Origin of the sequence: Rhodococcoides kyotonense, assembly GCF_900188125.1 — a bacterium.
In the GTDB taxonomy this organism is placed as follows: Bacteria; Actinomycetota; Actinomycetes; order Mycobacteriales; family Mycobacteriaceae; genus Rhodococcoides; species Rhodococcoides kyotonense.
The window spans coordinates 198,135-224,398 of the sequence record NZ_FZOW01000002.1 but is presented as its reverse complement, the minus strand read 5'-3'; the positions used below and the strand labels follow the sequence as shown (position 1 = coordinate 224,398).

General features: G+C 64.7%; 24 protein-coding genes. 10 read left to right on the top strand and 14 right to left on the bottom strand.

What is annotated here, in order from left to right:
* Positions 1 to 2: 2 nt before the first annotated feature.
* The 4 genes from pstC to CHB96_RS03820 all read right to left on the bottom strand — a co-directional run bounded on the left by pstC (position 3) and on the right by CHB96_RS03820 (position 4,148).
* The gene (pstC, locus tag CHB96_RS03835; protein WP_089243862.1) at positions 3 to 1,046 is read right to left on the bottom strand and encodes a phosphate ABC transporter permease subunit PstC; all 1,044 of its coding nucleotides are present in this window, start codon (positions 1,044 to 1,046) and stop codon (positions 3 to 5) included.
* Between the two features lie 99 nt (positions 1,047 to 1,145).
* Complete coding sequence (gene pstS, locus CHB96_RS03830; RefSeq protein WP_089243860.1) at positions 1,146 to 2,243, bottom strand: phosphate ABC transporter substrate-binding protein PstS; 1,098 nt, start codon at positions 2,241 to 2,243, stop codon at positions 1,146 to 1,148.
* A 199-nt stretch (positions 2,244 to 2,442) separates the two neighbouring features.
* Positions 2,443 to 3,318, bottom strand: a complete 876-nt coding sequence (mshD, locus tag CHB96_RS03825; protein WP_371828986.1) for a mycothiol synthase — start codon at positions 3,316 to 3,318, stop codon at positions 2,443 to 2,445.
* Positions 3,319 to 3,365: 47 nt separating this feature from the next.
* A complete protein-coding gene (locus CHB96_RS03820; RefSeq protein ID WP_089243264.1) occupies positions 3,366 to 4,148 on the bottom strand; it encodes a winged helix-turn-helix transcriptional regulator in 783 nt (260 codons plus the stop codon).
* A 167-nt stretch (positions 4,149 to 4,315) separates the two neighbouring features.
* On the opposite strand from CHB96_RS03820, the gene CHB96_RS03815 reads away from it, so the two are divergent.
* The 5 genes from CHB96_RS03815 to CHB96_RS03795 all read left to right on the top strand — a co-directional run bounded on the left by CHB96_RS03815 (position 4,316) and on the right by CHB96_RS03795 (position 7,416).
* Positions 4,316 to 5,095, top strand: coding sequence for an LmeA family phospholipid-binding protein (locus tag CHB96_RS03815; protein WP_089243858.1), 780 nt, complete (start codon positions 4,316 to 4,318; stop codon positions 5,093 to 5,095).
* On the top strand, positions 5,092 to 5,508 hold the full coding sequence (locus CHB96_RS03810; RefSeq protein ID WP_089243263.1) for a thioredoxin family protein: 417 nt from the start codon (positions 5,092 to 5,094) through the stop codon (positions 5,506 to 5,508). The genes CHB96_RS03815 and CHB96_RS03810 overlap by 4 nt, the downstream gene beginning before the upstream one ends.
* 246 nt (positions 5,509 to 5,754) lie before the next feature.
* Positions 5,755 to 6,222 (top strand): DUF4395 domain-containing protein, encoded by a 468-nt coding sequence (locus CHB96_RS03805; RefSeq protein ID WP_089243262.1) that lies wholly within the window; start codon positions 5,755 to 5,757, stop codon positions 6,220 to 6,222.
* Positions 6,223 to 6,271: 49 nt separating this feature from the next.
* Complete coding sequence (locus CHB96_RS03800) at positions 6,272 to 7,108, top strand: sulfurtransferase (RefSeq protein ID WP_089243261.1); 837 nt, start codon at positions 6,272 to 6,274, stop codon at positions 7,106 to 7,108.
* A 2-nt stretch (positions 7,109 to 7,110) separates the two neighbouring features.
* Positions 7,111 to 7,416, top strand: a complete 306-nt coding sequence (locus tag CHB96_RS03795; protein WP_089243260.1) for a DUF1416 domain-containing protein — start codon at positions 7,111 to 7,113, stop codon at positions 7,414 to 7,416.
* An 83-nt stretch (positions 7,417 to 7,499) separates the two neighbouring features.
* On the opposite strand, the gene CHB96_RS03790 is transcribed toward CHB96_RS03795, so the two are convergent.
* The gene (locus tag CHB96_RS03790; protein WP_089243259.1) at positions 7,500 to 9,020 is read right to left on the bottom strand and encodes a cutinase family protein; all 1,521 of its coding nucleotides are present in this window, start codon (positions 9,018 to 9,020) and stop codon (positions 7,500 to 7,502) included.
* Positions 9,021 to 9,402: 382 nt separating this feature from the next.
* Here CHB96_RS03790 and CHB96_RS03785 point away from each other — a divergent pair, with 382 nt between their 5' ends.
* A complete protein-coding gene (locus CHB96_RS03785) occupies positions 9,403 to 10,023 on the top strand; it encodes a heme-binding beta-barrel domain-containing protein (protein ID WP_371828985.1) in 621 nt (206 codons plus the stop codon).
* Between the two features lie 166 nt (positions 10,024 to 10,189).
* Here CHB96_RS03785 and cydC read toward each other — a convergent pair whose 3' ends face one another.
* From cydC to CHB96_RS03760, 5 genes are all read right to left on the bottom strand, one after another.
* Positions 10,190 to 11,911 (bottom strand): thiol reductant ABC exporter subunit CydC, encoded by a 1,722-nt coding sequence (gene cydC / locus CHB96_RS03780; protein WP_089243257.1) that lies wholly within the window; start codon positions 11,909 to 11,911, stop codon positions 10,190 to 10,192.
* On the bottom strand, positions 11,908 to 13,569 hold the full coding sequence (gene cydD, locus CHB96_RS03775) for a thiol reductant ABC exporter subunit CydD (RefSeq protein WP_089243856.1): 1,662 nt from the start codon (positions 13,567 to 13,569) through the stop codon (positions 11,908 to 11,910). The genes cydC and cydD overlap by 4 nt, the downstream gene beginning before the upstream one ends.
* Positions 13,566 to 14,642 carry a cytochrome d ubiquinol oxidase subunit II gene (gene cydB / locus CHB96_RS03770; RefSeq protein ID WP_089243256.1) on the bottom strand — a complete coding sequence of 359 codons (1,077 nt, stop codon included), beginning with the start codon at positions 14,640 to 14,642 and terminating at the stop codon, positions 13,566 to 13,568. Before cydB ends, cydD begins: the two co-directional genes overlap by 4 nt.
* 9 nt (positions 14,643 to 14,651) lie before the next feature.
* Positions 14,652 to 16,109, bottom strand: a complete 1,458-nt coding sequence (locus CHB96_RS03765; RefSeq protein ID WP_089243255.1) for a cytochrome ubiquinol oxidase subunit I — start codon at positions 16,107 to 16,109, stop codon at positions 14,652 to 14,654.
* Between the two features lie 94 nt (positions 16,110 to 16,203).
* Positions 16,204 to 17,082 (bottom strand): aminodeoxychorismate lyase, encoded by an 879-nt coding sequence (locus CHB96_RS03760; RefSeq protein ID WP_089243254.1) that lies wholly within the window; start codon positions 17,080 to 17,082, stop codon positions 16,204 to 16,206.
* A 46-nt stretch (positions 17,083 to 17,128) separates the two neighbouring features.
* Between CHB96_RS03760 and ygfZ the strand changes: the two genes are divergently transcribed.
* From ygfZ to CHB96_RS03745, 3 genes are all read left to right on the top strand, one after another.
* Positions 17,129 to 18,259, top strand: a complete 1,131-nt coding sequence (gene ygfZ / locus CHB96_RS03755) for a CAF17-like 4Fe-4S cluster assembly/insertion protein YgfZ (protein ID WP_089243253.1) — start codon at positions 17,129 to 17,131, stop codon at positions 18,257 to 18,259.
* Positions 18,256 to 18,894, top strand: a complete 639-nt coding sequence (locus tag CHB96_RS03750; protein WP_089243252.1) for an MOSC domain-containing protein — start codon at positions 18,256 to 18,258, stop codon at positions 18,892 to 18,894. The genes ygfZ and CHB96_RS03750 overlap by 4 nt, the downstream gene beginning before the upstream one ends.
* A gap of 201 nt (positions 18,895 to 19,095) precedes the next feature.
* Positions 19,096 to 19,293 (top strand): DUF3073 domain-containing protein, encoded by a 198-nt coding sequence (locus tag CHB96_RS03745; RefSeq protein WP_089243251.1) that lies wholly within the window; start codon positions 19,096 to 19,098, stop codon positions 19,291 to 19,293.
* Between the two features lie 70 nt (positions 19,294 to 19,363).
* Here CHB96_RS03745 and purM read toward each other — a convergent pair whose 3' ends face one another.
* Complete coding sequence (gene purM, locus CHB96_RS03740; protein ID WP_089243250.1) at positions 19,364 to 20,464, bottom strand: phosphoribosylformylglycinamidine cyclo-ligase; 1,101 nt, start codon at positions 20,462 to 20,464, stop codon at positions 19,364 to 19,366.
* 266 nt (positions 20,465 to 20,730) lie between these two features.
* On the opposite strand from purM, the gene asnB reads away from it, so the two are divergent.
* Complete coding sequence (gene asnB / locus CHB96_RS03735; RefSeq protein WP_089243249.1) at positions 20,731 to 22,548, top strand: asparagine synthase (glutamine-hydrolyzing); 1,818 nt, start codon at positions 20,731 to 20,733, stop codon at positions 22,546 to 22,548.
* 60 nt (positions 22,549 to 22,608) lie between these two features.
* On the opposite strand, the gene CHB96_RS03730 is transcribed toward asnB, so the two are convergent.
* From CHB96_RS03730 to CHB96_RS03720, 3 genes are read right to left on the bottom strand one after another with little or no spacing between them, the layout of a single operon-like run.
* Positions 22,609 to 24,207, bottom strand: a complete 1,599-nt coding sequence (locus CHB96_RS03730; RefSeq protein WP_089243248.1) for an ABC transporter ATP-binding protein — start codon at positions 24,205 to 24,207, stop codon at positions 22,609 to 22,611.
* Positions 24,204 to 25,163, bottom strand: a complete 960-nt coding sequence (locus tag CHB96_RS03725; RefSeq protein ID WP_089243247.1) for an ABC transporter permease — start codon at positions 25,161 to 25,163, stop codon at positions 24,204 to 24,206. Before CHB96_RS03725 ends, CHB96_RS03730 begins: the two co-directional genes overlap by 4 nt.
* The gene (locus tag CHB96_RS03720) at positions 25,163 to 26,263 is read right to left on the bottom strand and encodes an ABC transporter permease (protein ID WP_371828981.1); all 1,101 of its coding nucleotides are present in this window, start codon (positions 26,261 to 26,263) and stop codon (positions 25,163 to 25,165) included. Before CHB96_RS03720 ends, CHB96_RS03725 begins: the two co-directional genes overlap by 1 nt.
* Position 26,264 lies beyond the last annotated feature (1 nt).

The following is a 26,264-nucleotide window of genomic DNA, read 5'->3' as shown; positions in this document are numbered from 1 at the left end:
GCCTAGTCCTTCTTTCCTGCGATCGCGGCGCGTGCGCCTGCGTTGACCACGAAGGTGAGTACGAACAGAACCAGGCCGGCAGCGATGTAGGCACCTGCCTGCAGCTGGTTGTTGAACTCACCGGCGGCGAGAGCGATCTTGGTCGCGAAGGTGTTGCCACCGTCGAACAAGGTCCATCCGAACGTCGACTGTGTACTGCGGATGATGATGTAGAGCGCGATGGTCTCACCGAGTGCGCGGCCGAGTCCCAGCATGGAACCGCTGACGAATCCGGACTTGCCGAACGGAATCACCGTCGTACGCACGACCTCCCATCGCGTGGCGCCGAGGGCGAGAGCTGCCTCGATCTGGCCACGGGGGGTCTGAACGAACACTTCACGGGTGACCGCGGCGATGATCGGGAGAATCATGACGGCGAGCACGATGCCGCCGGTGAAGATGGTGCCGCCACCTGCGATCGACACCGAGCCGGTAGCGAAGAGCGGGAACCAGCTCAGGTTCTCGTTGAGCCATTCGGCGAACGGGCTGATGGCAGGGGCGAGAACGTACAGGCCCCAGAGACCGAAGACGATGGACGGCACGGCCGCGAGAAGGTCGATGACGTAGCCCAACGGGCCCGCGACCTTCTTCGGTGCGTAGTTCGTCAGGTAGATCGCGATGCCGAGCGCCACCGGCATCGCAAGGATCAGCGCGAAGATCGACACCGTCGCCGTCACGAGGAACAGGTCGCGGATACCGAAGATCATCGCGGACGTGTTCGAGGTGTTCCACTGACCGTTGTAGGTCAGGAAGTTGACGGTGTTGTTCTGCAACGCGGGGATCGCGCGCCACAGCAGAAAGATGCCGATAGCGGCGATGAGCGCGATGATGAAGACACCCGAGCCCGTGGCGAGGGTGGAGAAGATCCTGTCACCAGGGCGAACGACTGTGCTGCCCTTGGCCTTGTTGTCCGGCAATTGCTTGGGTTCTTCCGTTTTCCGCGGCGCCCCGCCTGCAGAAATGCTCGCCGCAGATGGACCGCCGGTGATCGATTGGGTGTCGCTCATACCGCTCACGTCTCTCGGGTGGTGGTTGACGACGGAGGTCCTGCCCGACGCCACGGCCGCTATGGCCGTGGCGTCGAATCAGGCTCTCGTCTCATTGAATCAGGCGATGGCGTCGATCGCAGTGACCAGACGCTCCTTGAAGGACTCGGGCAGCGGAACGTAGCCCGCTGCTTCGAGGCCCTGCTGGCCTTCGTTTGCCGCGCTGAGCAGGAACGACTTGACTGCTGCCGAGGTGTCGGCGTCGTAGCCCGCAGAGCAGACGATTTCGTAGGTCGCGAGAACCAGCGGGTAGCTGTCGGCTGCGTCGCTCGCGTAGAGAGCGTCGATGTCGATGGCGAGGTCGTTGCCCTCACCGGAGAACGTGGCGGTGTCGATGGCGGCACCGGCCGTCTCGCTGTTCAGCTCGACCGGTCCGTTGCCGAAGTCGACGGCAGCGGTTCCGAGGCTTTCCTGCTCGGCGAAGCCCTTCTCGACGTAGGTGATCGAGCCCGGGGTTGCCGCGACGGCCTGTGCGACGCCCGAGGAACCGTTCGCACCCTCACCGACGCCACCGGCCCAGTCGGAGCTGTGGTCGAGGGTCCAGGCCTCGGGAGCGGCAGCCGTCAGGAAGCGCTGGAAGTTGTCGCTGGTGCCCGAGGAGTCGGAACGGTAGATCGGCGTGATCGGGGTGGTCGGCAGCGTCGCGCCCTCGTTCAGTGCGGCGATGGCCGGGTCGTTCCACGTGGTGATCTGGCCGTTGAAGATGCGAGCCGCGACCTCGGGGGTGACGACCAGGTTGTCGACACCGTCGAGGTTGTAGGCAACGGCGATGGGCCCGAACACGAGCGGGAGGTTCCATGCCGGGTTGCCCTCGCAACGCTCGGCCGCCTGAGCTGCCTGCTCGTCCTTGATGGTCGAGTCGGAACCGGCGAAGTCGACGAGGCCTGCGACGAACTGCGTGCGTCCGTTACCCGAACCGCTCGTCGTGTACTCGACGGCCTGCCCCGCGCAGACGCCGGAGTAGATGGACGTGAAGTTGGACATGGCGTTCTGCTGAGCGGAGGATCCCTCACCGGTCAGCGGGGACTTGCCCTCGCACGTTGCCGACGACTCGGTGCCTTCGGCCGACGTTACGTTCGAATCGCTGCCACATGCAGTCAGCAGCATTGCGCCGACCGCGACTGCGCCTACGAGAGATGCGCTGCGCTTGAGCTTCACCTGTTTCCTCCGAGGAATCTTGAGCCGTTCCACGACCCGAGCCTGTCGACTCGAATCGTGGGATTGAAGGTGCCGGCCTCGAGAGAACCTCGCACCGGGCAGCATCGGAACCACCCAGAGGAGAACGTAGGGGCAGACGGTTGACGGCTACCCCCAGCTTGGTGAACGGGAGATGAACAGCTGGGCTGTATGTCCGGTTCTAGCCGCGCGAGTAAGCAGCGTCGACGTGAAACCGTGTGAAACCGAGCCGCTCGTAGGTATGAACGGCGGCCGCGTTGTCGGCCTCGACGTACAACAGGACGGCGCCGAGCTTCCGTCCACGCAGGTAATGCAGGCCCGCGAGTGTGAGAACCCGCCCGAGTCCGCGTCCTTGCGCGGCCGGGTCGATGCCCACCACGTACACCTCACCGATCTCGTCCTCGCCTGCCTCGGCGGGATGAACCTTGGTCCAGTGGAACCCCAGCAGCGTGTCGGTGCCCTCTTCGAAGGCCAGGAAGACTCCCGCGGGATCGAACCAGTCCTCGGCGCGACGCTCGGCGATGTCCTTGTCGGTCCATCCGCCTTGCTCGGGATGCCACGCGAAGGCTGCGTTGTTGACACGCAACAGTTCTGCGTCGTCCTGATGCCCTCGGTAGGTACGCAGCGAAACACCGTCGGGCACAACGACATCCGGAAGCTCGGGCGACGCGAGAGGACGTCGCATCTGCAGCAGTTCGCGTGCCACCGTCAACCCGAGGCTCGACGCGACGGCCCGCGCAGGCGCGAGATCACCATGCGCCCAGACTCGGGCGCCGTCGCCGCCTTCGGCGAGAGCACGCTCGACGAGCGCGCGGCCGACTCCCCTACCCCGGAACTCCGGATCGACGACGACCTCTGCCATCGCAGGAGAGCTCTCACTCGACGGCGACACGCCCGCATATCCGACGACGGCTGCCCCGTCCGTGACGACGAGGTGCACCACGTCGCCGTCCGAGGACACGGCCTTGACCGCCTGCTCGGAAATCGGGGCCGTGCCGTCTGCTGCCGTCGCGCGCGAGACGATCAGACGGATGGCTTCGGACGTGGCCGAGGCGATCGCCCCGGACTCGGTCCGGGCGATGTCGAACGACACTGTCACCTTCTCTACGCTGTGCTTCCGTTTGCCGAGCTGTATTCGATGTCGTCACCGTCGTGGCCGTCGACGAAATCTTCGGTCGTGGTGTCGGCGTCGGGCACGATCGCGCCGCCCTTCGAGTTCCGGCTCGGCCTGACCGCCTTGTATCCGACGTTGCGGACGGTGCCGATGAGCGACTCGTACTCGCTACCGAGCTTCGCGCGAAGGCGTCGGACATGCACGTCGACGGTCCTGGTGCCACCGAAGAAGTCGTAACCCCAGACCTCTTGCAGCAGCTGTGCACGCGTGAACACGCGGCCGGCATGCTGCGCGAGGTACTTGAGCAGCTCGAACTCCTTGTACGTGAGATCGAGTGGGCGCCCGCGCAGGCGCGCGGTGTAGGTGCCCTCGTCGATGACGAGTTCGCCGAGCGTGATCTTGCCGGACGCCTCAGGGCTCGCGACGCCGCCGGAGCGACCGACGAGAAGCCGCAGACGCGCGTCGAGTTCTGCCGGCCCGGTACCGGGAAGCAGGATGTCGTCGAGACCCCATTCCGAGTTCACCGCGACGAGACCGCCTTCGGTGAGCACCGCGACGACCGGAATGGCCGATCCGGTGCTGCCCAGGAGCCTGCATAGTCCGCGCGCAGCCGCGAGGTCGGTCCGCGCATCGACCACCGCTATGTCCGCCGAGCCTGCTTCGAGAAGCGAGGAAACCTCGGTGGGCGCGGGCCGCACGTGGTGCGCCAGGAGCGCGAGCGACGGTAGAACAGCCTCCGGATTCGGATCGGAGGTCAGAAGCAGAAGCTCCACACCGCCTCCATTTCTTGCCGCTGTCGTGCCGAAATCGCATCGAGTCGACGTGTCAGGTCACCAGCACACCCGGGACCGAGTGAGCTGCTTGTTCAGGGGTTCAGACTAGCGTGCCCGCACCCACCTCCGTTCAACGCAGTGCCCGATTCGTCGGTCACAATGGTCGAATGCGGAAACTGATCATCGGTCTCGTGAGCCTGCTCGCGGTTGCCCTCGTCGTCGACTTCGGCGCCGCCGCCTACTCCGAGTACCGAGTCTCGCGTGCCATCCGCGAAGGTGGGGATCTGCCGTCCGATCCCCAGGTGACGATCCATGGATTCCCGTTCCTGACGCAGGCTGTGGACGGGAGATACCAGAACGTGGAGATCCGAGCGCAGGACGTGCCGAACGACTACGTCCGCGCGACCACCATCGAGGCCAACCTTCGCGGCGTGGCCATCCCACTGTCGGACCTCGCCGACGGATCGGTGCGTACCGTTCCCGTCGAGGAGCTCGACGGACGGGTACGCATCGACGCAACCGATCTCGGGCGCTTCCTCGGCATCGTCGACCTGCAGGTATCCGCTCCCCCGGCCGACAAGTCGGACGGCACGGGCGGCTCCGGAGGGTCGGGTATGACGACGAACGGCGGCGTCGTTCTCACGGGAACCGTGCCCGTCGGACCTGTCGAGACGTCGGTCAGCGTGCAGGCGAATCTGATTCTCGACGGAGACAGTGTCGACATCGTCGCGAGCGACTTCTACTTCGGGCCCGAGGGCAGCGCCGACTTCTCGATTCCCGACGCCGTGAAGCCTGCCGTGCTCGGCCTGTTCACCAAGACGATCGACCGCCAGACACTGCCGTTCGGAATTCTGCCCACCGACGTCTACGCGGAGGGCTCGCAGATCGTCATCGAGGGCTCCGCGGAGAACCTGACGATCGATCTGGACCAGATCGACGCGTCATGATCGGAATCACAGTTCTCGTCGTCGCGCTGGCCGTCGCGACCGCCGTCGGACTGTTCGTCCGATCGCGGTCGGGTCGCGTCCGGAGCACCGACGCCCAACCCGAGTCACCGGAGTTGCGTGGCCTTCTGCTCGACGCGGGCGCGACTCTCGATACGCCGACGATCCTGCATTTCTCGGCGGACTGGTGCGGGCCATGCGCTGCCGTGCGTCGCGTCGTCGGGCAGGTACTGAGCGACACCGACGGGCCGGCGGAACTCGAACTCGACATCGACGCGCATCCCGAGCTCGCTCGCGAATTCGGCGTGCTGTCCCTACCAACGACATTCGTCCTGGACCGCACGCTCACCCAGCGTGCACGGATCTCCGGCGTCCCGACGGCAGCGGCCCTCCGATCGGCCCTGGTCGACCTGTAGTTTCGGCTGGTCGTGTTGTCCGGTAGCATGCTTTCCGTGTTCTCCCGCCACGAGCTGATGCTCACCAGTCGCCGCACGGTCGATCTGTGCCGACTGGGCGGTTGTTGCTGTCGCTGCTGCTGATCGTCCGAACGCCGGTGCGTCTGTGCACCCTGGCCCGAAGTTCGAGATGACCCACGCGAACGTCGTTCGCCTCTGCCTGCCGATTGCCCGTTCTCACAACGAACGCTGGAGCACGTACACATCATGTCTTCCGATACCCGTTCCACCGTCGACCAAGTCGACGTTCGTGGTCCACGGTTCGCCGCCTGGGTCACCACCGTGGTTCTCGCTGCAGTGCTGATTCTGTCGGTCGTGTCGCTCACGGCCGCAGCAGTACTGCTCGCGGTACAGACTGTCGTCTTCGCCGTCGGCGCCGCTCTCGGCCCGCGGCGCAGCCCGTACGGCCGCATCTTCGCGGCCGTCGTCGCACCGCGGATCTCTGCCACGTCCCAACGCGAGCCCGTCGCTCCGCTGAAGTTCGCGCAGCTCGTCGGGTTCCTCTTCGCCGCCGTCGGCGTTGTGGGCTTCGCGCTCGGCCTGTCGGTTCTCGGTACCGTCGCGACCGGATTCGCACTGGTCGCGGCGTTCTTGAACGCGGCATTCGCGTTCTGTCTCGGCTGCCAGATCTATCCACTCGTGGCACGACTGCGGACACAATCCGCACGTGCCTGACCGCTCGACCCACCACTGACCGAAGTAAAGAAAGATCGAAAGGAAACCCATGGCCCGCTCCGACGTCCTGGTCTCTGCCGACTGGGCCGAGCAGAACCTGAATGCCCCGAAGACCGTCTTCGTCGAGGTCGACGAAGACGCAAGCGCCTACGACGGCGGTCACATCGAAGGCGCAGTGAAGCTCGACTGGCGCAAGGACCTTCAGGATGCCGTTCGCCGCGACTTCCTCAACCAGGATCAGTTCTCCGACCTGCTGTCGGCCAAGGGCATCTCGAACGACGACACCGTCGTTCTGTACGGCGGAAACAACAACTGGTTCGCCGCCTACGCGTACTGGTACTTCAAGCTCTACGGCCACAAGGACGTCAAGCTCATCGACGGTGGCCGCAAGAAGTGGGAACTCGACGGCCGCCCGCTGTCGAAGGACGTGGTGACCCGTGAGGCCGCCCAGTACCGCGCAGAGGCTCCCGACCTGTCGATCCGCGCATTCCGCGACGAGGTCATCGACGCCATCGGCAACAAGAACCTCGTCGACGTGCGTTCGCCCGACGAGTTCTCCGGCAAGATCCTCGCTCCCGCTCACCTTCCGCAGGAGCAGGCTCAGCAGCGTGGACACGTTCCCGGCGCCATCAACATCCCGTGGAGCACCACGGCCAACGAAGACGGCACGTTCAAGGACGACGACGCCCTCGAAGCCCTGTACAAGGAAAAGGGCTACGAAGAGGACAAGGCAACCATCGCGTACTGCCGCATCGGCGAGCGTTCGAGCCACACCTGGTTCGTGCTCAAGGAGCTGCTCGGCAAGTCGGATGTCAAGAACTACGACGGCAGCTGGGTCGAATACGGCTCTCTCGTCGGAGCACCCATCGAATTGGAGGTTCACTGATCATGTGTGGCGCACCCGTACAGGGCCAAACCATTCCCGCAGGCGTCGACGTCGAGAAGGAGACGGTCATCACCGGCCGCGTCCTCGCGTCCGACGGTGAGCCGATCGGCGGCGCATTCGTGCGTCTGCTCGACGGCACCGGAGAGTTCACGGCCGAGGTCGTGGCATCCGGAACCGGCGACTTCCGCTTCTTCGCAGCTCCGGGCAACTGGACGCTGCGCGCACTGTCGTCGTCCGGCAACGGACAGGCCGACATCGCCCCCGAGGGCGCAGGCATCCACTCGGCAGATGTGACCGTCGGAGTCTGATTCACACTCGACACCGAAAGAGCCCCACACCTTCTCGGAAGGTGTGGGGCTCTTTCGTTCCTGTGGCTGGCGAGGCCCTCGGCTCAGCCCTGAACCGGCTGTGGCGCCGTGTCGGACACCTCGGGTACCTCGCTGTAGTGCGGCGGGAAAGTCCCCTCGGGCACGATGCCGAGTGACTCGAGGAACGCCCCGAGATCGCTGTCGCGGGTTTCCGTGCCCGGCGCAGGGACGATCCGAGGCGCAGACGTGGTCTCGGGCAGCGGCTCGACGGTCACGGCGTCCTCTGCGGGCGCCGCATTCTCCGCTGCAGTGTTCTCCGCTGCCGCATTCTCCGCTGCCTTGCGCTCGCGCTCGGTCTTGGCCAGGTCCGTGATCCAGGCGACGATCTTCTCGCTCTCCCACTCACGGTCGTCGTTCGGATTGTTGTTCCAGTAGAAGAGGTGCTGGAGGAATCCGATGAAGATGTACGGCTCGACGACGACGTCGACGATGCCCTTGTTGTTTTCGACGAGTCCTTCGCCCTCGGCCCGCAGCTTGTTCCGCACGGTCTCGGCGCCGGGACCCATGGCCCAGTTCAGGTCTGCGAGAAGCTGATCCGGACTCAGCGCGTCCACTGCGGCAGCCTCGTCGACGTCGTAGGACTGATCGGACACCTTCAGCAGAACCTCGAGCAACGTCTCGTCGGATTCGAGCCAATCCTTGTTCGTCGCGATGTCGATGATCGCGCGAGTGGCGATCGACGCGACGGTCCGACCGAAGTCCGAGACCGTCTGCAGCGGGTTGAGCACGGTCAGACGCATCTGCCCCAGCACGCCGAGTGCCAGATTCAACGCCAGGATGTTGTCCGGGGCGTCGCATGCGAGGTCGTACGGCCGGCACGACCACGTCACCTTGTCGTTCAACGTGCCGTAGTCCCTCGGGGCCTGGCCCTGGAAGCCGCCGCCGGACGGGCCCGGTTCGTCGAAGTTGGGGACTCCTGCGGGACGGTACGGCGCTCCGATCATGACGACGCCCGCGATGTCGTCGCCTGTCACCAGAGCGTTCGGATCACGATGCCCGAGTTCCAGAGCCGCACGTTCGACGACCTCACCACCGACGCTGTATCCGAGGAGCACGAACTTCGTGGCGTCGCCGCATTTCGTCTTGTACTCGTCGAGAAGACGATTGGTCGACGCGACACCGTCGACGACCGACTGCTGGTACGTCTCGACGTCGGACAGAACGCCGACGCCGTACGTCGACGGGTACGGAACGTAGAGCCATCCGACTGCACCGGGGCTACCTGCGTTCGTCTGCCCCACCGGAAGTGTGACATTCCCCACCCAGTTCGAGGCGACCGATCGCGGCTCCTCGTTCAGCGGGTCTCGGTCCGCATCGGAGTCGGTCGCACCGGATACCGCCAGCAGCAACACATCCGGGCATTCCTGCGCGTAGTTGTTCGGATCGATGTTCGGCTCGTCCGACGAACCGGTACCCGACGACCCGCTGGCCGACGACCCGGAGTCCGGAGCCGCAGAAACTGCTGGTGAAGCCACCAACAGAACAGTCGCGGCAAGTGCCACGGTCGCGGACAGCAACGAGCCGGCCCGTAATCGGCTACGCATTGATTCAGATCCTTCCCCAGAATTCGAAACTCTCGAACACGCCAGTAGCGCCGAGCATTTCGCACCCCGTGCCCGACGCCACGAGGGAAAGGTACCGTGTCGAACGGCAAATCGAGACAATCGAGGGCCATCGAACTACGCGCTCGGCCATTCGTTGGGAAATGACACTATTGCGCGCGTCATAGCGGGACCGCGCTGTGGCGAGTGACTGCCCTGGGTCTAAACTGGCCGTCGTGGTCATCTTCTTCGAGGTCCTTCTGGCGCTTGCTGCAGTCGCCATCATCGCGTTCTCGCTGTACGTCGTCTACCGCTTGGTCACCGACGAATCGTGAGTGATCGCGCCGCCGACGAACCGGACGAGACACGGTCCGCCAACGAGGCGATCGCCGAGGCAGCCGAGAAGTTCGCGTCGACGTCGACGCGCAACATTCCGACGCTGCCCGATCTGCCGCACCCCGAGGACACTGCGAACCTGCGGCTCGGTCCCGATCTGAACCCTGCCCTGCTCGCCCTGCTGCCGCTCGTCGGCGTCTGGCGCGGCGAGGGTGAGGGCCGCGATCCGGAGACCGGCGTCGAGTACGGCTTCGGGCAGCAGATCGTCGTGTCACACGACGGTGGCCCGTACCTCGGATGGGAATCCCGGTCGTGGCGTCTCGACTCCGACGGCAACTACGCCCACCCCGATCTGCGTGAGGCCGGTTTCTGGCGCGTCAGCGGCGGCGAGGGCGTCAAGGGCAGCGAGAACGAGGAAGTCCTCGAACTGCTGCTGACACACAGCACGGGCGTCGTCGAGCTCTACTACGGGCACGCGATCAATCAGTCGTCCTGGGAGCTGGCCACCGACGTGGTCATCAGGTCCACGTCGGGAGCCCTCGTGGGCGGTGCGAAACGTCTCTACGGAATCGTCGAGGGCGCGGACCTTGCCTACGTCGAGGAGCGCATCGGCGCCGACGGCGAACTCGCACCCCGTTTGTCTGCGCGCCTCTCGCGCTACATCGGCTGATCGCTCATACACGCGAACGACCCCCGAGCCTTTCCTGCTGGACTGCAGGTCCCGGTCGGACGGACCGGGGGCTCGGGGGCCGGGTAACTGCCGTGGATTCGCTCGCCGCGTGCGCGGGGGTGAATCCGTCAGCGACAGCGGCTAGCTGGCAGCCACCTCACGCGTCCTAGAGTTCTTCAACTTCAGACCACCTCCTCTCTCGTGTACTCAACAACGTACGCGGAGATTCGTTGCTCGGCAAAGGATTATTCGACGCCGGATTCTCGGCGGGCTCGGCGAGGTCCAACACCTGGTCAGCGCAGGTCTGTTCGGGCAGCTGGTGGGTGACGAGGACGACGGTGCGCCGCGCGTCGACGAGGCCCGAATCGACATCGAGCAACGACCGCAGCAGCTGAGCACCGCCCGTGTCGTCGAGGTGTTCGGTGGGTTCGTCGAGCAGCAGGACCGACGCGTCGGACAGCAGCGCTCTGGCCAGCAGGATGCGTCGTCGCTGGCCACCGGAGACAGCCGTCGCACCGCCGTCGAGGGTCGTGTCGATGCCGTCCTCCAGGCCGTCGATCCACTGCCCGAGCCCGACTTTTTCCAGGACTGCGCGCGCCTCGTCCGCATCGACGTCGCCCCGTACGACGCGCAGGTTCTCGAGGATGCTGGTCTCGAAGAGGTGCGCGTCCTCGGCGAAGAACGCCGCGTCGCCCAAGACGACTGTGCCCGAAACCGGCTGCAGCAGGCCGGCGAGCGTCATCAGCAGTGTCGTCTTGCCGACTCCGCTCGGCCCGACGACCGCAACGCGCGATCCTGCGCACAGCTCCAGATTCACAGGCCGGGAGACCACCTGGGATCCCGGCCAGCCGCACTGCAGCTCGGTTACTCGGCGGTGTTCTCCTGCAGCTGCTCTGCCCTGCCACTGCGGCCGGTCGGCCGCGTCGAGCAGGGCGACGATGCGCGACGCCGACAGCCTCGCTCGTGTCAGCGCAGTCGCTGCGGCAGGGAGCGCCGACGTCGCCTCGAATGCCGCGAGGGGAACGAGCACGATGATCGCGAGGGCCATCGGTGTCATACCGCCCGCTGTGCCTCCGCTCGGGCCGTACAGCCCGATTCCGACGAGGAGCGATCCCAGCACGGACGCACCGATCGACAGCGGCAATACCGCGTCCGCGAATGCACCGGGCGTCGCCGCTCGATCCCTCGACAGGACGCTGCGCCGGTTGGCCGCCGCCGCCTCGTCGAGCGTCTCGCGTAGCCGACCCGCGACGCGGAGCTCTGCTCCATGATCGAGTGCGCGCACAGCAGCTTCGGCGAACCGCGAGCGGGACTCCACGCCTTCCGATTCGTCGATCGACGCCGATCGTGCTGCGAGGGCAGGCGCAAGGACGCCGGCAATCAGCAACGCCACCAACAGAATTGCAGATGCGCCGATCGACACGAACGCCAACACCCCGACCGACGCCACCATCAGGATCGCCGACACCAGTATCGGAACGATCGACTTGACGACGACGTCGCCGAGTACGTCGACGTCCACTCCGGTTCGCGTCATCAGATCGCCACGACGCACGCCCGCTGCTGCTGCCGGATGTCCGCTCGCGAGTCGTTCGTACAACCGTGTGCGCGCCGACGTCATGCCGCGCAGCGCCGTATCGTGCGTCGCCAATCTTTCCAGATATCGGAAGACGCCTCGCGAAATGCCCAGGGCCCGAACAGCGACGACGGCGACGGTCAGATCCAGCACCGGAGGCATCTGCCAGGCGCGCGTGATGAGCCATGCCGACACCGCGGCGAGCGTCAGCGCACTACCGAGCGTTGCCACACCCGCGGCCACCGACAGCGCAATCCTTTTCGGCTGCAGCTCCAGCAACGCAAGAGCGCGTCGGAGATCGTGAAAGTTCATCTCGAGCGCACCTCCACGACGACGTCGGCGCAGTCCAACACCGAACGTCGATGTCCCACGATCACGACGGTGCGGCCCTGGGCTGCCAGGTCACGAATCGACAGAAGCACCGTCCGTTCACTGTCCGCGTCCAGGTGAGCCGTCGGTTCGTCCAGCAACAGCACGGGCGCCGACGACGTCAGAACACGGGTCAGGGCAAGCCGTTGGCGCTGCCCGAGGGACAACCCGAGCCCGCCGGTTCCGACGACCGTATCCCAGCCCGACGGCAGCTCGTCCAGTACGGAATCGAATCCCGTTGCAGCACACACCTTCTGCAACTCTTCGTCGGCAGGGCGGTGGCCGGTGAGCGTGAGATTGTCGTCGAGTGTTCCCGGCAGCAGAACCGGATGCTGCGGGAGCCACGCGACCTGATTCCACCACGACTGCTGGTCGACGTCGGACAGGTCGACGTCACCGATACGAACATTACCCGCCGTCGGAATCGTCAGCCCTAGAATCACATGCAGCGCAGTCGATTTGCCCGCACCGTTGGGACCGGCCAGGACGGTCACGATGCCGGGACGAAGGACCGCGTCCAGGTCGTGGGGCGCCGAGCGGTCCCGGGCGTCGGCAGAGATTCCGGTGAGCGTGATCGCCGTTCCTGCAGCGGCGACCGCCTCGGGCCCCGACGACACCACGACCCGCCGATCGAGCACGCCGAACGCCCTCGCGGACGCCGCAACACCGTCCTCGGCCGCATGGAACTGCGCGCCGACACGACGAAGAGGCACGTAGACCTCGGGAGCGAGAACCAGCGCGACGATGCCGGCTTCGAGTGCCATGTCGCCGAAGACCAACCGGAGTCCGATGCTGACCGCGACGAGCGCAACACACAGCGTGGCAAGCAGTTCCAGCACCATCGACGACAGGAACGCGATGCGCAGCGCCCGCATCGTCGCGTGGCGGTGTGCCTCGCCGAGTGCCCGAATACGTGCGGCTGGCCCCCGTTCACGGCCGAGGGCACGCAGCGTCGGCAGTCCGGCGATCAGATCGAGCAGCTGCGCGGACAGCCGGGTCATCGACGCGAGCGTCTTCTCCGCCCGGCCTTTCGTCAGCAGTCCGATCAAGATCATGAAGATCGGGATCAGCGGTAGGGTCACGATGATGATCAACGCCGATGTCAGGTCCTGAAAGAGAATGACCACCAGCGTCAACGGCGTCATGGTGCCCGCGAGGATCAACGACGGCACGTAGCCGGTGAGATACGGCGCAAGTCCACCGAGTGCACGCGTCGCGATCGTCGCGACGTCGTTTCGCTCGGACGCGAGCACCCGCGGATCACCGTGCGACGCGGCGTCGACGACGTCGTTCTCCAGTTCCTCCACGACGCGCGACGCGGCTCGATGACCGTATCTCGACTGGAGCCACGTACTCGCCGTGCGAACGACGATGGCGCCGAACAGAATCCACAGTTGAGCCGACCAATCCTGCAGCGCGCGTGCGTCGGTGGTGATGACACCTGCGAGGACCTTCCCGATCATCAACGCCGATGCGATGATCCCCGCAGTGTCGACGATCGACAGCACGACCGTCAGGACGAGATACCGTCGCGCAGAACGTGAGTAACGCCAGAGCCGAGGGTCGATCGGGCCGCGCGACGGTGTCTCGGTGGTGGTCATCGCGGCCGACTCACCGACAATCCGATCGAGTCCGGGATGTGTGCCGTCGAGATGCGCTTGCGGAACACCCAGTACGTCCACGCCTGGTACCCGATGACGACGGGAGCCATGAATGCAGCTGCCCACGTCATGACTTTCAGCGTGTACGGGCTCGACGACGCGTTGAAGATGGTCAGACCGAACGCCGGATCCGTGGTCGACGGCATGACATTCGGGAACAGCGAACCGAACAGCAGCACCACGACCGCGACGACGGCGACCGTCGTGAAGACGAAGGCCCAGCCCTCACGAACGCGGGCAGTGAGGACGACGACGGCGATCAGCGACACCGCGGCGATTGCAACCATGATCCAGGTCCAGCTCTTGCCGTAGGCGAGTTGCGTCCACAGAGCGAACCCTCCGCCGACGACGACGGCCGGGATCGACAGGCGCACGGCCATCTTCACCGCGTCCTCGTGCACGTCACCCGCTGTCTTCAGTGCGATGAACACAGCCCCGTGCAGCGCGAACACCAGCGCCATCGTCGCGCCGCCGAGCAGAGCGTACGGCGACAGCAGGTCGAAGAACCCTGCCGTGACTTTCTTGTTCTCGTCGATCGCCACCCCGCTGATGATATTCGCGAAGGCGACGCCCCACAGTACGGATGGGACCCATGATCCGATTCCGATGCCGAGGTCGCAGCGTCGGCGCCAGACGGGATCGTCGATCTTGCCGCGGTACTCGATGGCACAGATGCGCAGAATCAGGGCCACGAGGATCAGCAACAGCGGAAGGTAGAAGCCCGAGAACAACGTCGCGTACCACTCGGGGAACGCCGCGAACAGCGCCCCGCCTGCGGTGATGAGCCAGACCTCGTTGCCGTCCCAGACCGGGCCGATCGTGTTGAGAACGGCTCTCCGACGCTTCTCCCCCATCTCCTGATCCGCATGTGGCTTGGATGGGTCGTTCCGCAGGCTCCCCTCCCGGCCGAAGATCGGCATGAGCATTCCGACGCCGAAGTCGAAGCCTTCGAGCACGAAATAGCCGATGAACAGTACTGCGATCGCGAGAAACCAGAATTCCTGCAGTCCCATGACTTCTCCCTAGTACGCGAACGATAGCTGGGCGGAGTCGTCGTCGTCTTCCGACTCGTCCGTGGCGTGTGGATGCGCGTCGTGTTCGAGTGGTCCTTCGATCACGTAACGCCGGATCAGGAAGAACCAGACTGCGCCGAGCGCGGCGTACAGCACCGTGAAGGTCACGAGCGACGCGACGACCAACCCGACCGGATGATCGGACACGCCTTGGTCGACGGTGAGCCTGATCTGATCGATACCGTTCAGATTCGGTGCGACGACCCAGGGTTGACGACCCATTTCGGTGAAGATCCAGCCTGCACTGTTGGCGAGGAACGGAGTCGGGATCGCGGCGAGGCTGAGCCACGAGAACCATCTCTGGTTCGGGATGCGTCCGCCTCGGGTGACCCACAGACCGGCCAGTGCCAGCAGCGCCGAACCGGCGGCCAAGCCGATCATCATGCGGAATGCCCAGTAGGTCACGAACAGGTTCGGTCGATAGTTCCCTGGCCCGAATTGTTGCTCGTATTGTTCCTGCAGTTGGTTGACGCCCTGAACCGTTGCCCCGAAGTCGTTTTCGGCGAGGAACGACGTCAGACCGGGTATCGAGATCAAGTGTTCGACCGACTCGCAGTTGTTGTGCGTTCCGACCGTCAGCAGCGAGAAAGAGGCTCCGGTTTCGGTGTTGCACAACGATTCTGCCGACGCCATCTTCATCGGCTGCTGCTCGAACATGAGCTTGCCCTGGACGTCGCCGGTGACGGCGAGAGCAACACCCGCGACGATCATGACGGCGAACGACAGACGCGCCGCAGGACGAAACATACTGCGCGAGTTCTCGTCTCGGCCCTTACGTGCCTCGCGAACCATCCACCAGCCCGAGATGCCCGCGACGAACGTCGCCGCCGTGAGGAACGCGCCTGCCACCGCGTGCGGGAATGCCGCCAGCGCAGTGCTGTTGGTCATCAGCTCCCAGATGCTCGTCAGCTCGGCACGGCCGGTCTCGGGGTTGTACCGCGCGCCGACCGGGTGCTGCATCCACGAGTTCGCAGCGATGATGAAGTACGCCGACGCGTTGACACCGATCGCGACCAGCCAGATCGTCGCCAGATGCACCAACCGAGGCAGTCTGCCCCACCCGAAGATCCACAGTCCGAGGAACGTGGATTCGAGGAAGAACGCAACGAGCCCTTCGAGCGCGAGTGGAGCGCCGAACACATCACCCACGAAGCGGGAGTACTCACTCCAGTTCATCCCGAACTGGAATTCCTGCACGATGCCGGTGGCAACGCCCAACGCGAAGTTGATCAGGAACAGCTTGCCGAAGAACTTGGTCAGTCGATACCAGGAGTCCTTCTTGGTGATCACCCACATCGTTTGCATCGCAGCGACGATCGGTGCAAGTCCGATCGTCAGCGGAACAAGAATGAAGTGGTAGACAGTCGTGATTCCGAACTGCCACCTCGAGACGTCCAAGGCGTCCATGAGCTACTCCGAACTCGCGGGAGGTAACGACAAGTGTTACCGCTACAGGGGCTGCTGCAGCGAGTTCGATTGTACTACTACGCGTAGTAGTAGCTCAAGAGTCGACTGCCTCACCATCGGCCGTCTCGATGGCCAGATCGACCATCGAACGCACGTCCTCGGCGATCTCGGGAGTGCCGAGCGAGACCCCGTTCAGCGTCACCACCCGTGCCGCGAGCGTGATCGACGAGACCAGCCAAACACCATCTGCCGCAATCAGATCCGCAGGATAGACATCGGCCCGCTCACAGGTGAATCCCTTGTCCTCGGCAACGCGGAACAACGCGTCGACGGTGGTGCCGGCGAGGATGCCGTGCTCGGCGGGCGGTGTGACGAGAGTCTTACCGCGAGCGAGCACGACGGTCGACCTCGGGCCTTCCAGAACGCGCCCCTCGCTACTGGTGTAGATCACGTCGTCGGCGCCGTTGCGGGCTGCGTGGCGCAATGCAGCCATGTTCGTCGCATACGACAGCGTCTTCGCACCGAGCAGCTGCCACGGAGCATCGGCCGCGAAGTCCACCGAATATCCGCGTGCCAGCGTGATCGCGGCCACGCCGTCGGCGCGAGCTTTCGCGATTCGCTCGTGCAGCGGACCGACCGTCGCGAACCCCGTCGGATCACCGCCGCTCTCACGCCCCCGGCTCAGAACGAGTCGCAACACACCTTCGTCCTGCGTCAGCGAACCCCATTCGTCGACGGCGTGCGCGACGACGAGTCGCCAGTCGTCGAGATCCGGCGTCGGCAGGTCGAGTGCCGCGGCCGACGCCGTCAGACGAGCCAGATGCGATTCGACGCCGCACGGCACGCCGCCGCGGACGAGAATCGTCTCGAAGATTCCGTCGCCGCGCACCGCAGCGAGATCGTCGGCGCACAGAAGCGGTGCGTCCGCGTCGTGAACCTGTCCGTCGAGGGTGACAACTACGCGTTCCGACATGGGAGCAGCGTAGTGGAGGCACTTACTTGTCGGACGTACTCCTACTATGGAAGCTGTGTCCGATATTGTCGCGATCTCACCGAGCCCTCTGCTCACTCTTCCCGACGCCGTTCCCGCTCCCGAGGATTCACTCGATCATGCGGTCGCGTGGCACTACGGCAATCCGTTCGGCGAGCAGCGCGATGCGACGTCGGCTGCCGCGGTCGTCGACCGATCTCACCGTTTCGTCATCGCCATCTCGGGCGAGGAGCGTTTGACCTGGCTCGACACCATTTCGAGCCAGCTCGTGAAGACCCTGGCCGACGGCACGTCAGCCGAAAATCTGTCACTCGACGTCAACGGACGCATCGAACATCACTTCGTCCAGACCGACATCGGCGGTGTCACCTGGATCGACACCGAGGCCGCGTCGGGACCCGCTCTGCTGTCGTTTCTGCAGAAGATGGTCTTCTGGTCCAAGGCTGAGCCTCGCGACGGCAGTGAACTCGCCGTGCTGAGCCTCCTGGGGGCTTCTGCGCACGGCGTGCTCGAGGCGGTCGGCGCGCCCGTTCCCGAGAGCGTGTACGACGCGTCTCCGCTCGACGGCGGCGGCTTCGTCCGGCGGATGCCGTGGCCGGGCGCCCACGCGTTCGATCTGCTGGTTCCCCGGGCATCTCTTGCATCGTGGTTCACGACGCTGCGCGACGCGGGAGCCACTCCGGCAGGCACCTGGACGTACGACGCAATACGTGTCGAATCGCTGCGTCCCCGGATCGGCGTCGACACCGACGAGAAGACCATCCCGCACGAGGTTCGGTGGATCGGCGGAATCACCGAGCACGGCGCCGTCCACCTGGACAAGGGCTGCTACCGCGGACAGGAGACCGTGGCACGCGTCCACAATTTGGGGAGGCCGCCGCGTCATCTCGTGCTTCTGCATCTCGACGGATCCGCGGACGGGCGTCCTGCAACCGGGGATCCGGTGACCGCGGGCGGACGGGCCGTCGGACGTCTGGGTACCGTCGTCGATCACTTCGAACTCGGACCGATCGCGCTCGCGCTGCTGAAACGGACCATCCCCGTCGACACCGAGTTGGTCGCCGGGCCGTGCGCGGCGTCGATCGACCCCGACTCGATACCGAGCTACGACGACGTGCAGGCAGGCCGCGCGGCCGTGGATCGCCTTCGCGGCCGATGACAGGCCGTGTCGAGGCCGTCTGCGTCGTGCACGCGGACGTTCCTCTCGGACGTCGCGGTGTCGGCGACTCTGCCATCGACAAGCGACCCGTCACCGGGCCCGTCGTGATCGGCGAGCTCGGCTTGGCCGGCGACCGCAGCCGCGACACCAAGTTCCACGGCGGGATCGACCAGGCTGTCTACGCATACGACGATGCGGAGGCTCGGCGATGGGCGTCGGAGCTCGGCCGCGATGTGCCGCCGGGCTGGTTCGGCGAGAATCTGCGAACGTCCGCGGTGGCCGTGACGGATGCGGTCGTCGGATCGCGGTGGCGCGTCGGCACGACGGTGCTCGAGGTGACGATTCCGCGGAATCCCTGCGGAACGTTCGCTCGCTGGACGGGAGAGCCGCGGTGGGTACGCAGGTTCACCGAACGCGGGGACGTCGGCGCGTATTTGAAGGTGATCGAGGCCGGCTCACTGGCGGCAGGTGACACCGTCGTCGTCGAATCCGTTCCGGACCACGGAGTCACCGTGCGCGACCTCTTCGAGGGCTCCGACGTCGACGGCCTGAGGCGTCTCCTGGAGACGCCGAATCTTGCGGTGAAGGTCGAACGCGACGTCAGGGCGGCTCTGGGAATCCGAACCAAATCGTGATCCTTACCCGAACTCAGAACATTTATGCTGGTAGCTACCGTGCAGACGCTCATTGAGATGAAGCGAACAGGCGCCACATGGACTCCGTATGAGCATCCGAGCCATTCGCGCGCTAGAGTGTGTGCCAGGAAGAAATACCAAATCTAACGGGGCGCCCAAATTTCCCCAGGCCGCCCCGCAAGTCCGCGAGGGGGCAACGCCATGGGCCGAGGCAGGGCTAAGGCAAAGCAGACAAAGGTCGCTCGTGAGCTGAAGTACAGCTCGCCGACAACGGACTTGGAGAGTCTGCAAAGAGAGCTCTCCAATGGTTCGTCCAACTCCCACCGTGGCGGTATCACCTCAGACTCGGATGGGTACTCCCGAGTCGAGGAAGACGAGTACGAGGACTGGCGACGCTGACAAGCGATACATAACGACTGAGGGGGAGCCGCAGCGCGGCTCCCCCTCAGTCGTTGCTGTAATTGCCTTCTCAGAAGCGTGGGTGGTTACCCACCAGGAACGCCCGCTCGGTCTTGTCCGTCTTGTCCGACGACTTCTTGACCGTTCCCAGGGTCCAGCAATCGATGTGGCGTGCCGTCAGCACGGCAAGTGCACGGTCGACGTCTTCCGGTGCCACGATGGCCACCATGCCGACGCCCATGTTGAACGTCTGCTCCATTTCGGCACGCTCGACGCGTCCGCGCTGGGCGATCAGCGAGAAGACCGGGGCCGGGCTCCACGTCGTGCGATCCAGCTCGGCGACGAGCCCTGCCGGCATCACGCGGGAGAGGTTGTTGGCCAGTCCACCTCCGGTGACGTGGCAGAAGGTGCGCACGTCGGTCTCCGCTGCGAGCGCGAGGCAGTCCTTGGCGTAGATCTTGGTGGGCTCGAGCAGTTCCTCGCCCAGCGTGCGGCCGAACTCCTCGACGTGCCCACCCAGGTCCATGTGGTTGATCTCGAGCAAGACCTTGCGTGCAAGCGAGTAACCGTTGGAGTGCAGACCCGACGACCCCATGCCGATGACGACATCGCCGGGACGAACACGGTCGGGTCCGAGTACCGCGTCGGCCTCGACGACGCCGACGCCTGTTGCCGACAGGTCGTAGTCACCGTCGGCCATCAAACCGGGGTGCTCGGCCGTCTCACCGCCGAGCAAGGCGCAGCCTGCGATGACGCAGCCTTCAGCGATGCCCTTGACGAGCTCGGCGACCATCTCGGGTACGACGCGGCCGACAGCGATGTAGTCCTGCAAGAACAGGGGCTCGGCACCGCACACGACGAGATCGTCGACGACCATGGCCACCAGGTCGAGGCCGAGGGTGTCGTGCTTGCCGAGTGCCTGCGCAACGGCGATCTTGGTGCCGACGCCGTCGGTGGACGCGGCGAGAATCGGCTCCTTGTAGTCACCCTTGAGCGCGAAGAGGCCGGCGAATCCACCGAGGCCACCCATGACCTCGGGGCGCGAGGCCTTCTTCGCAAGTGGCGCGAAGAGTTCGACTGCGCGGTCGCCTGCTTCGATGTCGACGCCTGCCGCGGCGTAGGAAGCACCGCCCGAAGATGCTGCGTGGGGTGGTCGGGAATCCTCGGTCATGCGGCTCCAGCCTTGTACTCGTGATCGTTGCGCGATATGCGCGCGCAATTGCGCTCTAACGGTACCGGAGGCGACTAGCCGCTGGACAGGCGACTTCGTCGCACGTGCGTGAAAATACACAACGCCTTCTGATCGCTTCGCTGGCTACGCTCCTGTCCCGCTATGCATTTTCGCGCACATGGGGTTGTTTCCAGATTTAGTTAGTTCGCGTAACGTTCTAGTTGCATCGACTTGTCGGTCGGGGGACCACGATCGAGGGAGGCAACATGTGCGGAATCACCGGATGGGTGTCCTACGGACGCGACCTGCGCAGCGAGAAGGCAACGCTGCAGGCAATGACGGACACCATGGACAAGCGCGGGCCCGACGACGAAGGTCTGTGGACGTCGCAGCATGCGGCGCTGGGACATCGACGACTCGCGATCATCGACATCCCGGGCGGCCACCAGCCCATGACGTCGACCAGGCCCGACGGCACCGAGGCCGTCATCGTCTACAGCGGAGAAACCTACAACTTTCGCGAACTCCGAGGAACACTGACGAACACCTTTCGGACCAGCAGCGACACCGAGGTCGTCCTGCATGCGCACGAGGAATGGGGACAGGGAGCCGTCGAGCAGCTCAACGGAATGTTCGCGTACGCCCTGTGGGACTCGCGCACCGAGGAGCTTCTCCTCGTCCGTGACCGCCTGGGCGTCAAGCCGCTGTACTACCTGGAGACCGAGGACGGCGTCGTGTTCGGTTCCGAACCGAAAGCGATACTTGCCAATCCCCTCGCATCGCGGAACGTAGGGATCGACGGACTACGACGGCTGCTCGGCTTCGTGGCGGATCCGTCGAACGCCGTGTTCGACGGCATGAAAGAGGTCCCGCCGGGCCATGTCGTGCGCGTCACCAAGCAGGGGCTGCAGGAGACCAGATACTGGGGTCTCGACGACCACGAGCACACCGACGATCTCGACACCACGATCGCGACCGTGCGGGAGTTGTTGAACGACACGGCTTCTCGCCAGCTCATCGCCGACGTCCCGCTGTGCACTCTGCTGTCCGGCGGCCTCGACTCCTCTGCGCTCACCGCGCTTGCCGCACAGCAACTCTCGGCGGCAGGCAAGGGCGCAGTCAGGTCCTTCGCGGTCGACTTCGTCGGGTACGCAGACAACTTCGTCGCCGACGGTCTGCGCGATGCACCCGACACCCAATTCGTGAAGGACGTCGCTCGACATGTCGCAGCGGATCACCGCGACATCGTGCTGAGTAACGACGACCTCCTCGAACCCGCGCACCGTGCCGCCGTTCTCGCTGCGCGCGACTACCCGGGCCTCGGCGACATGGACACGTCGCTCTACCTGCTGTTCAAGGCAGTTCGCGAACAGTCGACCGTCGCATTGTCGGGTGAGTCCGCCGACGAGGTGTTCGGCGGCTACGCTGACTTCCACGATCCGAAAGTCGTTGCAGCCGAAACCTTCCCATGGCTCGCCGGCTCGATGGCACAGGGCCGCGATTCGACGTCGCCGTTCTCGCACGATGTCCAGCGCCAGCTCGACATGGAGGGTTACTACGACGACCAGTACCGTCGCGCTCTCGCCGAAGTACCCACTCGGCCCGGTGATGTCGGCCTCGAAGCACGGATGCGGCAGATCTCCTACCTGTACCTGACGCGCTTCCTGCCGCTACTGCTCGAACGCAAGGACCGGATGAGCATGGCCGTCGGACTCGAGGTTCGTGTGCCGTTCTGCGATCACCGACTGGTGCAGTACGTGTTCGGAACCCCGTGGGCGTTCAAGACATTCGACGGCAGGGAGAAGAGCCTTCTGCGCGCGGCAACGAAGGATCTGCTTCCGGAGTCCGTCGTGCAACGCGTCAAGAGCCCGTACCCGAGCACACAGGATCCGCAGTACTCGAAGACCATTCTGCAGGAGCTCGGTTCGGTACTCGACGACTCGAACGCTCCGATCAGCGCGCTGCTCGACCGCACCGGCGTCGAGAAGATCCTCGGGGCGCAGGACGACCCGCACGCGCGGCACGCGGCGGAACGCGTCGTCGGGATCAATTCCTGGCTGGCGGATCACACGCTGTCCCTGTAGGCGACTTCGTCGCACGTGCACGGAAATACATAGTGGCCTATGTATTTCCGTGCACATGGCCTAGACGGTCGGGATCGCCGCGAGCAGCCGTTTCGTGTACTCCTCCTCCGGGGACCGGAGGATCTTCCACGGCGTCCCCATCTCGACGAGCCCGCCGTCCTTGAGCACCGCGACCTGATGCGACACCCGATCGACGACGGCGAGATCGTGGCTGATGAACAGGCACGCGAAGCCGAACTCCTGTTGCAGGCCCTCGAACAGATCGAGCACCGCAGCCTGTACGGACACGTCGAGCGCCGACGTCGGTTCGTCGGCGACAACGAGATCCGGCTGCAGCGTCAACGCGCGAGCCAAACTGATGCGTTGACGCTGCCCGCCGGACAGCTCGTGCGGGTAGCGCTTCTCGGTGCCCGACGGCAGTTGCACCGCGTCGAGCAGTTCTTTGGTCCTTGCCGCGATGGCGTCGCTGTTTCCGTACTTGTGCACCACCATCGGTTCCGCGATGCATTGCCCGACGGTCAAGCGCGGGTTGAGTGACGTCGCCGGGTCCTGGAAAACGAACCCGAATCGCTTGCGCAACGGGCGAAGTGCACGCTGCGACAGACCGGAGATCTCCTGCCCCATCACCGTGACGGTTCCACTCGTCGGCTTCTGCAGTGCTGCAACACATCTGCCGATGGTGGATTTTCCCGAGCCCGATTCGCCGACGAGTCCCAGTGTCTCGCCGCGATGAATCCGGAACGAGACGTTGTCGACTGCGCGAAACGCCCCGGCCCCCACGCCACCCGCGAACTGCACGACGAGGTCGACGACCTCGAGTACTGCCTCGCCTTCCGTGTCGACGAATTTGTCGGAGGCAGCGGGTGAAAGCTTCGGAACCGCGGCGAGGAGCTTCTTCGTGTACTCCTCCTTCGGAGAATCGAAGAGTTCCCGCACCGGCGCTTCCTCGACGACCCTGCCCTGGTTCATCACCACGACTCGGTCGGCGAGGGTGGACACCACACCCATGCTGTGGGTGATGAGTACGATCGCACAGCCAAGGCGGTCTTTGAGATCCCTCAGCAGGTCGAGGATCTCGGCCTGCACGGTGACATCGAGGGCGGTGGTCGGTTCGTCGGCGATGATCACCTTGGCCTCGCACGAGATTGCGATCGCGATCATGACGCGCTGCTTCTGCCCACCCGACAGTTCGTGCGGATAGTACCCGAATCGTTTTTCGGGACTGGGCAATCCGACCATGGTGAGCAACTCGATCGCGCGCGCTTTCGCGGCCTTCTTGTCCAGCCGCTTACCTCCCTCACGCGGGTGAGCACGCAAGGCTTCGACGATCTGAAATCCTATGGTGAACAAGGGGTCCAGCGCACTGCCGGGTTCCTGGAAGATCATCGAGATCTTCTCGCCCCGAAGCTTTTCCCACGCAGTATCGTTCAACGCCGTCACCTCGGTTCCGCCGAGGACGACGCTGCCGGATACGTGCGCGGTGTCCGGCAGCAACCCGATCGCCGAGCGGACACTGACGGACTTACCCGATCCGGACTCCCCGACGACGGCAAGCACCTCACCGGCCTGCACCTCGAACGACACCGACTTGACTGCGTCGACGTCACCACTGTCGGTCGCGAATGTCACCGACAGTCCGTCCAGGGACAGTGCGCTCATGCCTTCACCCTCTTCTTACGGGTACGGAGAAGCGGATTCATGGTCTCGCTTGCGCTTTCGCCGACCATCGTCATGCCGAGAACGATCAGCACGATGCCGAGGCCGGGGAACACCGACGTCCACCAGATGCCGTTCGAGATGTCCGGTAGTGCCTTGTTGATGTCGTAACCCCATTCCGCCGCCGACGTCGGTTCGATGCCGAACCCGAGAAATCCGAGTCCCGCGAGAGTCAGGATCGCTTCGGCAGCGTTCAACGTGATGATGACCGGCAGAGTCTGGATCACGTTGGACAGGATGTGTCGGAACAGGATTCGGACGGTGCTCGCCCCCGTCACGCGGGCTGCGTCGACGTACGGTTCCGTCTTGACCGCCACCGTCGCATTGCGTACGACGCGAAAGTACTGCGGCACGAAGATCGCCGTGATCGCGATGGCGGCAGAGGCGATTCCGCCGAAGCTGCTCGATTGCCCTCCCGCCACGACGATCGAGATGACGACGGCGAGCAGCAGCGACGGGAATGCGTACATCGCGTCCATGAACAACACGAGCACTCGGTCGAACCACCGACCGATGTATCCCGACGCCAATCCGAGCGGCACGCCGATCGCGATGGACAGGATCAACGAACTCGCGATGACCATCAACGCCGTTCTGACACCGTAGATCACGCGCGAGAGGACGTCTTCGCCGCGCACCGATGTGCCGAACCAGTGTTGCGCCGACGGTGCGGCCTGCCGTGCGAACTCGGTACCGCCGTCGCTGGTCTGCGAGAACCCGTACGGGGCGAGCAGCGGCGCGAACACCGCGGCGAGGAGGAACATCGCCATCAGAACGAGCCCGACGACCAACGTTGCCCGTTGCACTCCTGACGTCGAGCGTACGAAGGCAACTCCGGGGAATCCGCGTCGATGCGGTCGGGCGCTGTCGACCTCGCTCAGTACCACTTCGGTGCTCATCAGAACCTCACTCTCGGGTCGATGAGTGCGACGATGGCGTCGGTGAAGAAGCTGACGACTGCCACCACCAAAGCCAGGAACGTCACGATTCCCTGTACTGCTACGAAGTCTCGCGCGCTGAGATAGTGCGCGAGCTCGTACCCGAGTCCTTTCCACTCGAACGTCGTCTCGGTCAGCACAGCACCTCCGAGCAACGTTGCGATCTGTAGTCCCATGACCGTGACGATAGGAATCATCGCGTTTCGGAACGCATGTCGCAGTGTGACAGTTCGGCTCCTGACGCCGCGTGCTCGCGCGGCCTCGACGTAGCCGGACTGCAAGGTCTGCAGCAGGTTGACGCGAACGAGCCTGAGAAAGACTCCGGCAGTGAGCAATCCGAGAGCCACCGCGGGCAGCACGGCATGTTTCAGCACGTCACCGGTGTACGCGGGTTCGCCGTACAAAATCGAGTCGATCAGCAGAATGTTGGTCTTGGGTGAGACGTTCTGCAGCGCGAGTTCGACATTGGTGCTCGCGCGTCCGGCCACTGGCAACCACCCCAGCCTCACCGCGAACAGCAGCTTGAGCAGCATGCCGACGAAGAAGACGGGTGCTGCGTAGGCCAGGATCGCGAAGATGCGCAGCGACGCGTCGCCGAATCGGTCGCGATGCGTCGCGGCGAAGAATCCGAGCGGCACCCCGACCACGAATGCGACGAGCAACGCCCAGAACGCGAGTTCCAGTGTCGCAGCGCCGTTCACGAGGAGGACGTCGGCGATCTCTCGGTTGTCGGTCGCGGACGTGCCGAAATCACCGGTGAGCAACCCTCGCAGGTACTCCCAGTACTGAATGAGGATGGGTCGGTCGTAGCCGGCCTCGGCTTTGCGTTGCGCGATCTGCTCGGCGGGCAACCTGCCACCGAGTGCCGCCGTGATCGGATCGCCGATCACACGCATGAGAAAGAAGACAACGGTGACGAGAATCCATGCCGTCGGGATGATCAGCAGAAACCTGATCCCGAGATAGCGGGCGAGCGCGCCGTACCGTGACGGCGCGCTCACCTGCTGCGACTGCTTCTCCGCACTGCCGTCTACCTCGCCGACCGGCGTGGTAGTCGACACC

Excerpts from the sequence above, each read along its gene's own strand:
- pstC (WP_089243862.1), bottom strand. The coding sequence starts at position 1,046 with ATGAGCGACACCCAATCGATCACCGGCGGTCCATCTGCGGCGAGCATT.
- CHB96_RS03815 (WP_089243858.1), top strand. The coding sequence starts at position 4,316 with ATGCGGAAACTGATCATCGGTCTCGTGAGCCTGCTCGCGGTTGCCCTC.
- CHB96_RS03810 (WP_089243263.1), top strand. The coding sequence starts at position 5,092 with ATGATCGGAATCACAGTTCTCGTCGTCGCGCTGGCCGTCGCGACCGCC.
- CHB96_RS03805 (WP_089243262.1), top strand. The coding sequence starts at position 5,755 with ATGTCTTCCGATACCCGTTCCACCGTCGACCAAGTCGACGTTCGTGGT.
- CHB96_RS03800 (WP_089243261.1), top strand. The coding sequence starts at position 6,272 with ATGGCCCGCTCCGACGTCCTGGTCTCTGCCGACTGGGCCGAGCAGAAC.
- CHB96_RS03795 (WP_089243260.1), top strand. The coding sequence starts at position 7,111 with ATGTGTGGCGCACCCGTACAGGGCCAAACCATTCCCGCAGGCGTCGAC.
- CHB96_RS03790 (WP_089243259.1), bottom strand. The coding sequence starts at position 9,020 with ATGCGTAGCCGATTACGGGCCGGCTCGTTGCTGTCCGCGACCGTGGCA.
- cydC (WP_089243257.1), bottom strand. The coding sequence starts at position 11,911 with ATGAACTTTCACGATCTCCGACGCGCTCTTGCGTTGCTGGAGCTGCAG.
- cydD (WP_089243856.1), bottom strand. The coding sequence starts at position 13,569 with ATGACCACCACCGAGACACCGTCGCGCGGCCCGATCGACCCTCGGCTC.
- cydB (WP_089243256.1), bottom strand. The coding sequence starts at position 14,642 with ATGGGACTGCAGGAATTCTGGTTTCTCGCGATCGCAGTACTGTTCATC.
- CHB96_RS03765 (WP_089243255.1), bottom strand. The coding sequence starts at position 16,109 with ATGGACGCCTTGGACGTCTCGAGGTGGCAGTTCGGAATCACGACTGTC.
- CHB96_RS03760 (WP_089243254.1), bottom strand. The coding sequence starts at position 17,082 with ATGTCGGAACGCGTAGTTGTCACCCTCGACGGACAGGTTCACGACGCG.
- ygfZ (WP_089243253.1), top strand. The coding sequence starts at position 17,129 with ATGGAAGCTGTGTCCGATATTGTCGCGATCTCACCGAGCCCTCTGCTC.
- CHB96_RS03750 (WP_089243252.1), top strand. The coding sequence starts at position 18,256 with ATGACAGGCCGTGTCGAGGCCGTCTGCGTCGTGCACGCGGACGTTCCT.
- CHB96_RS03745 (WP_089243251.1), top strand. The coding sequence starts at position 19,096 with ATGGGCCGAGGCAGGGCTAAGGCAAAGCAGACAAAGGTCGCTCGTGAG.
- purM (WP_089243250.1), bottom strand. The coding sequence starts at position 20,464 with ATGACCGAGGATTCCCGACCACCCCACGCAGCATCTTCGGGCGGTGCT.
- asnB (WP_089243249.1), top strand. The coding sequence starts at position 20,731 with ATGTGCGGAATCACCGGATGGGTGTCCTACGGACGCGACCTGCGCAGC.
- CHB96_RS03730 (WP_089243248.1), bottom strand. The coding sequence starts at position 24,207 with ATGAGCGCACTGTCCCTGGACGGACTGTCGGTGACATTCGCGACCGAC.
- CHB96_RS03725 (WP_089243247.1), bottom strand. The coding sequence starts at position 25,163 with ATGAGCACCGAAGTGGTACTGAGCGAGGTCGACAGCGCCCGACCGCAT.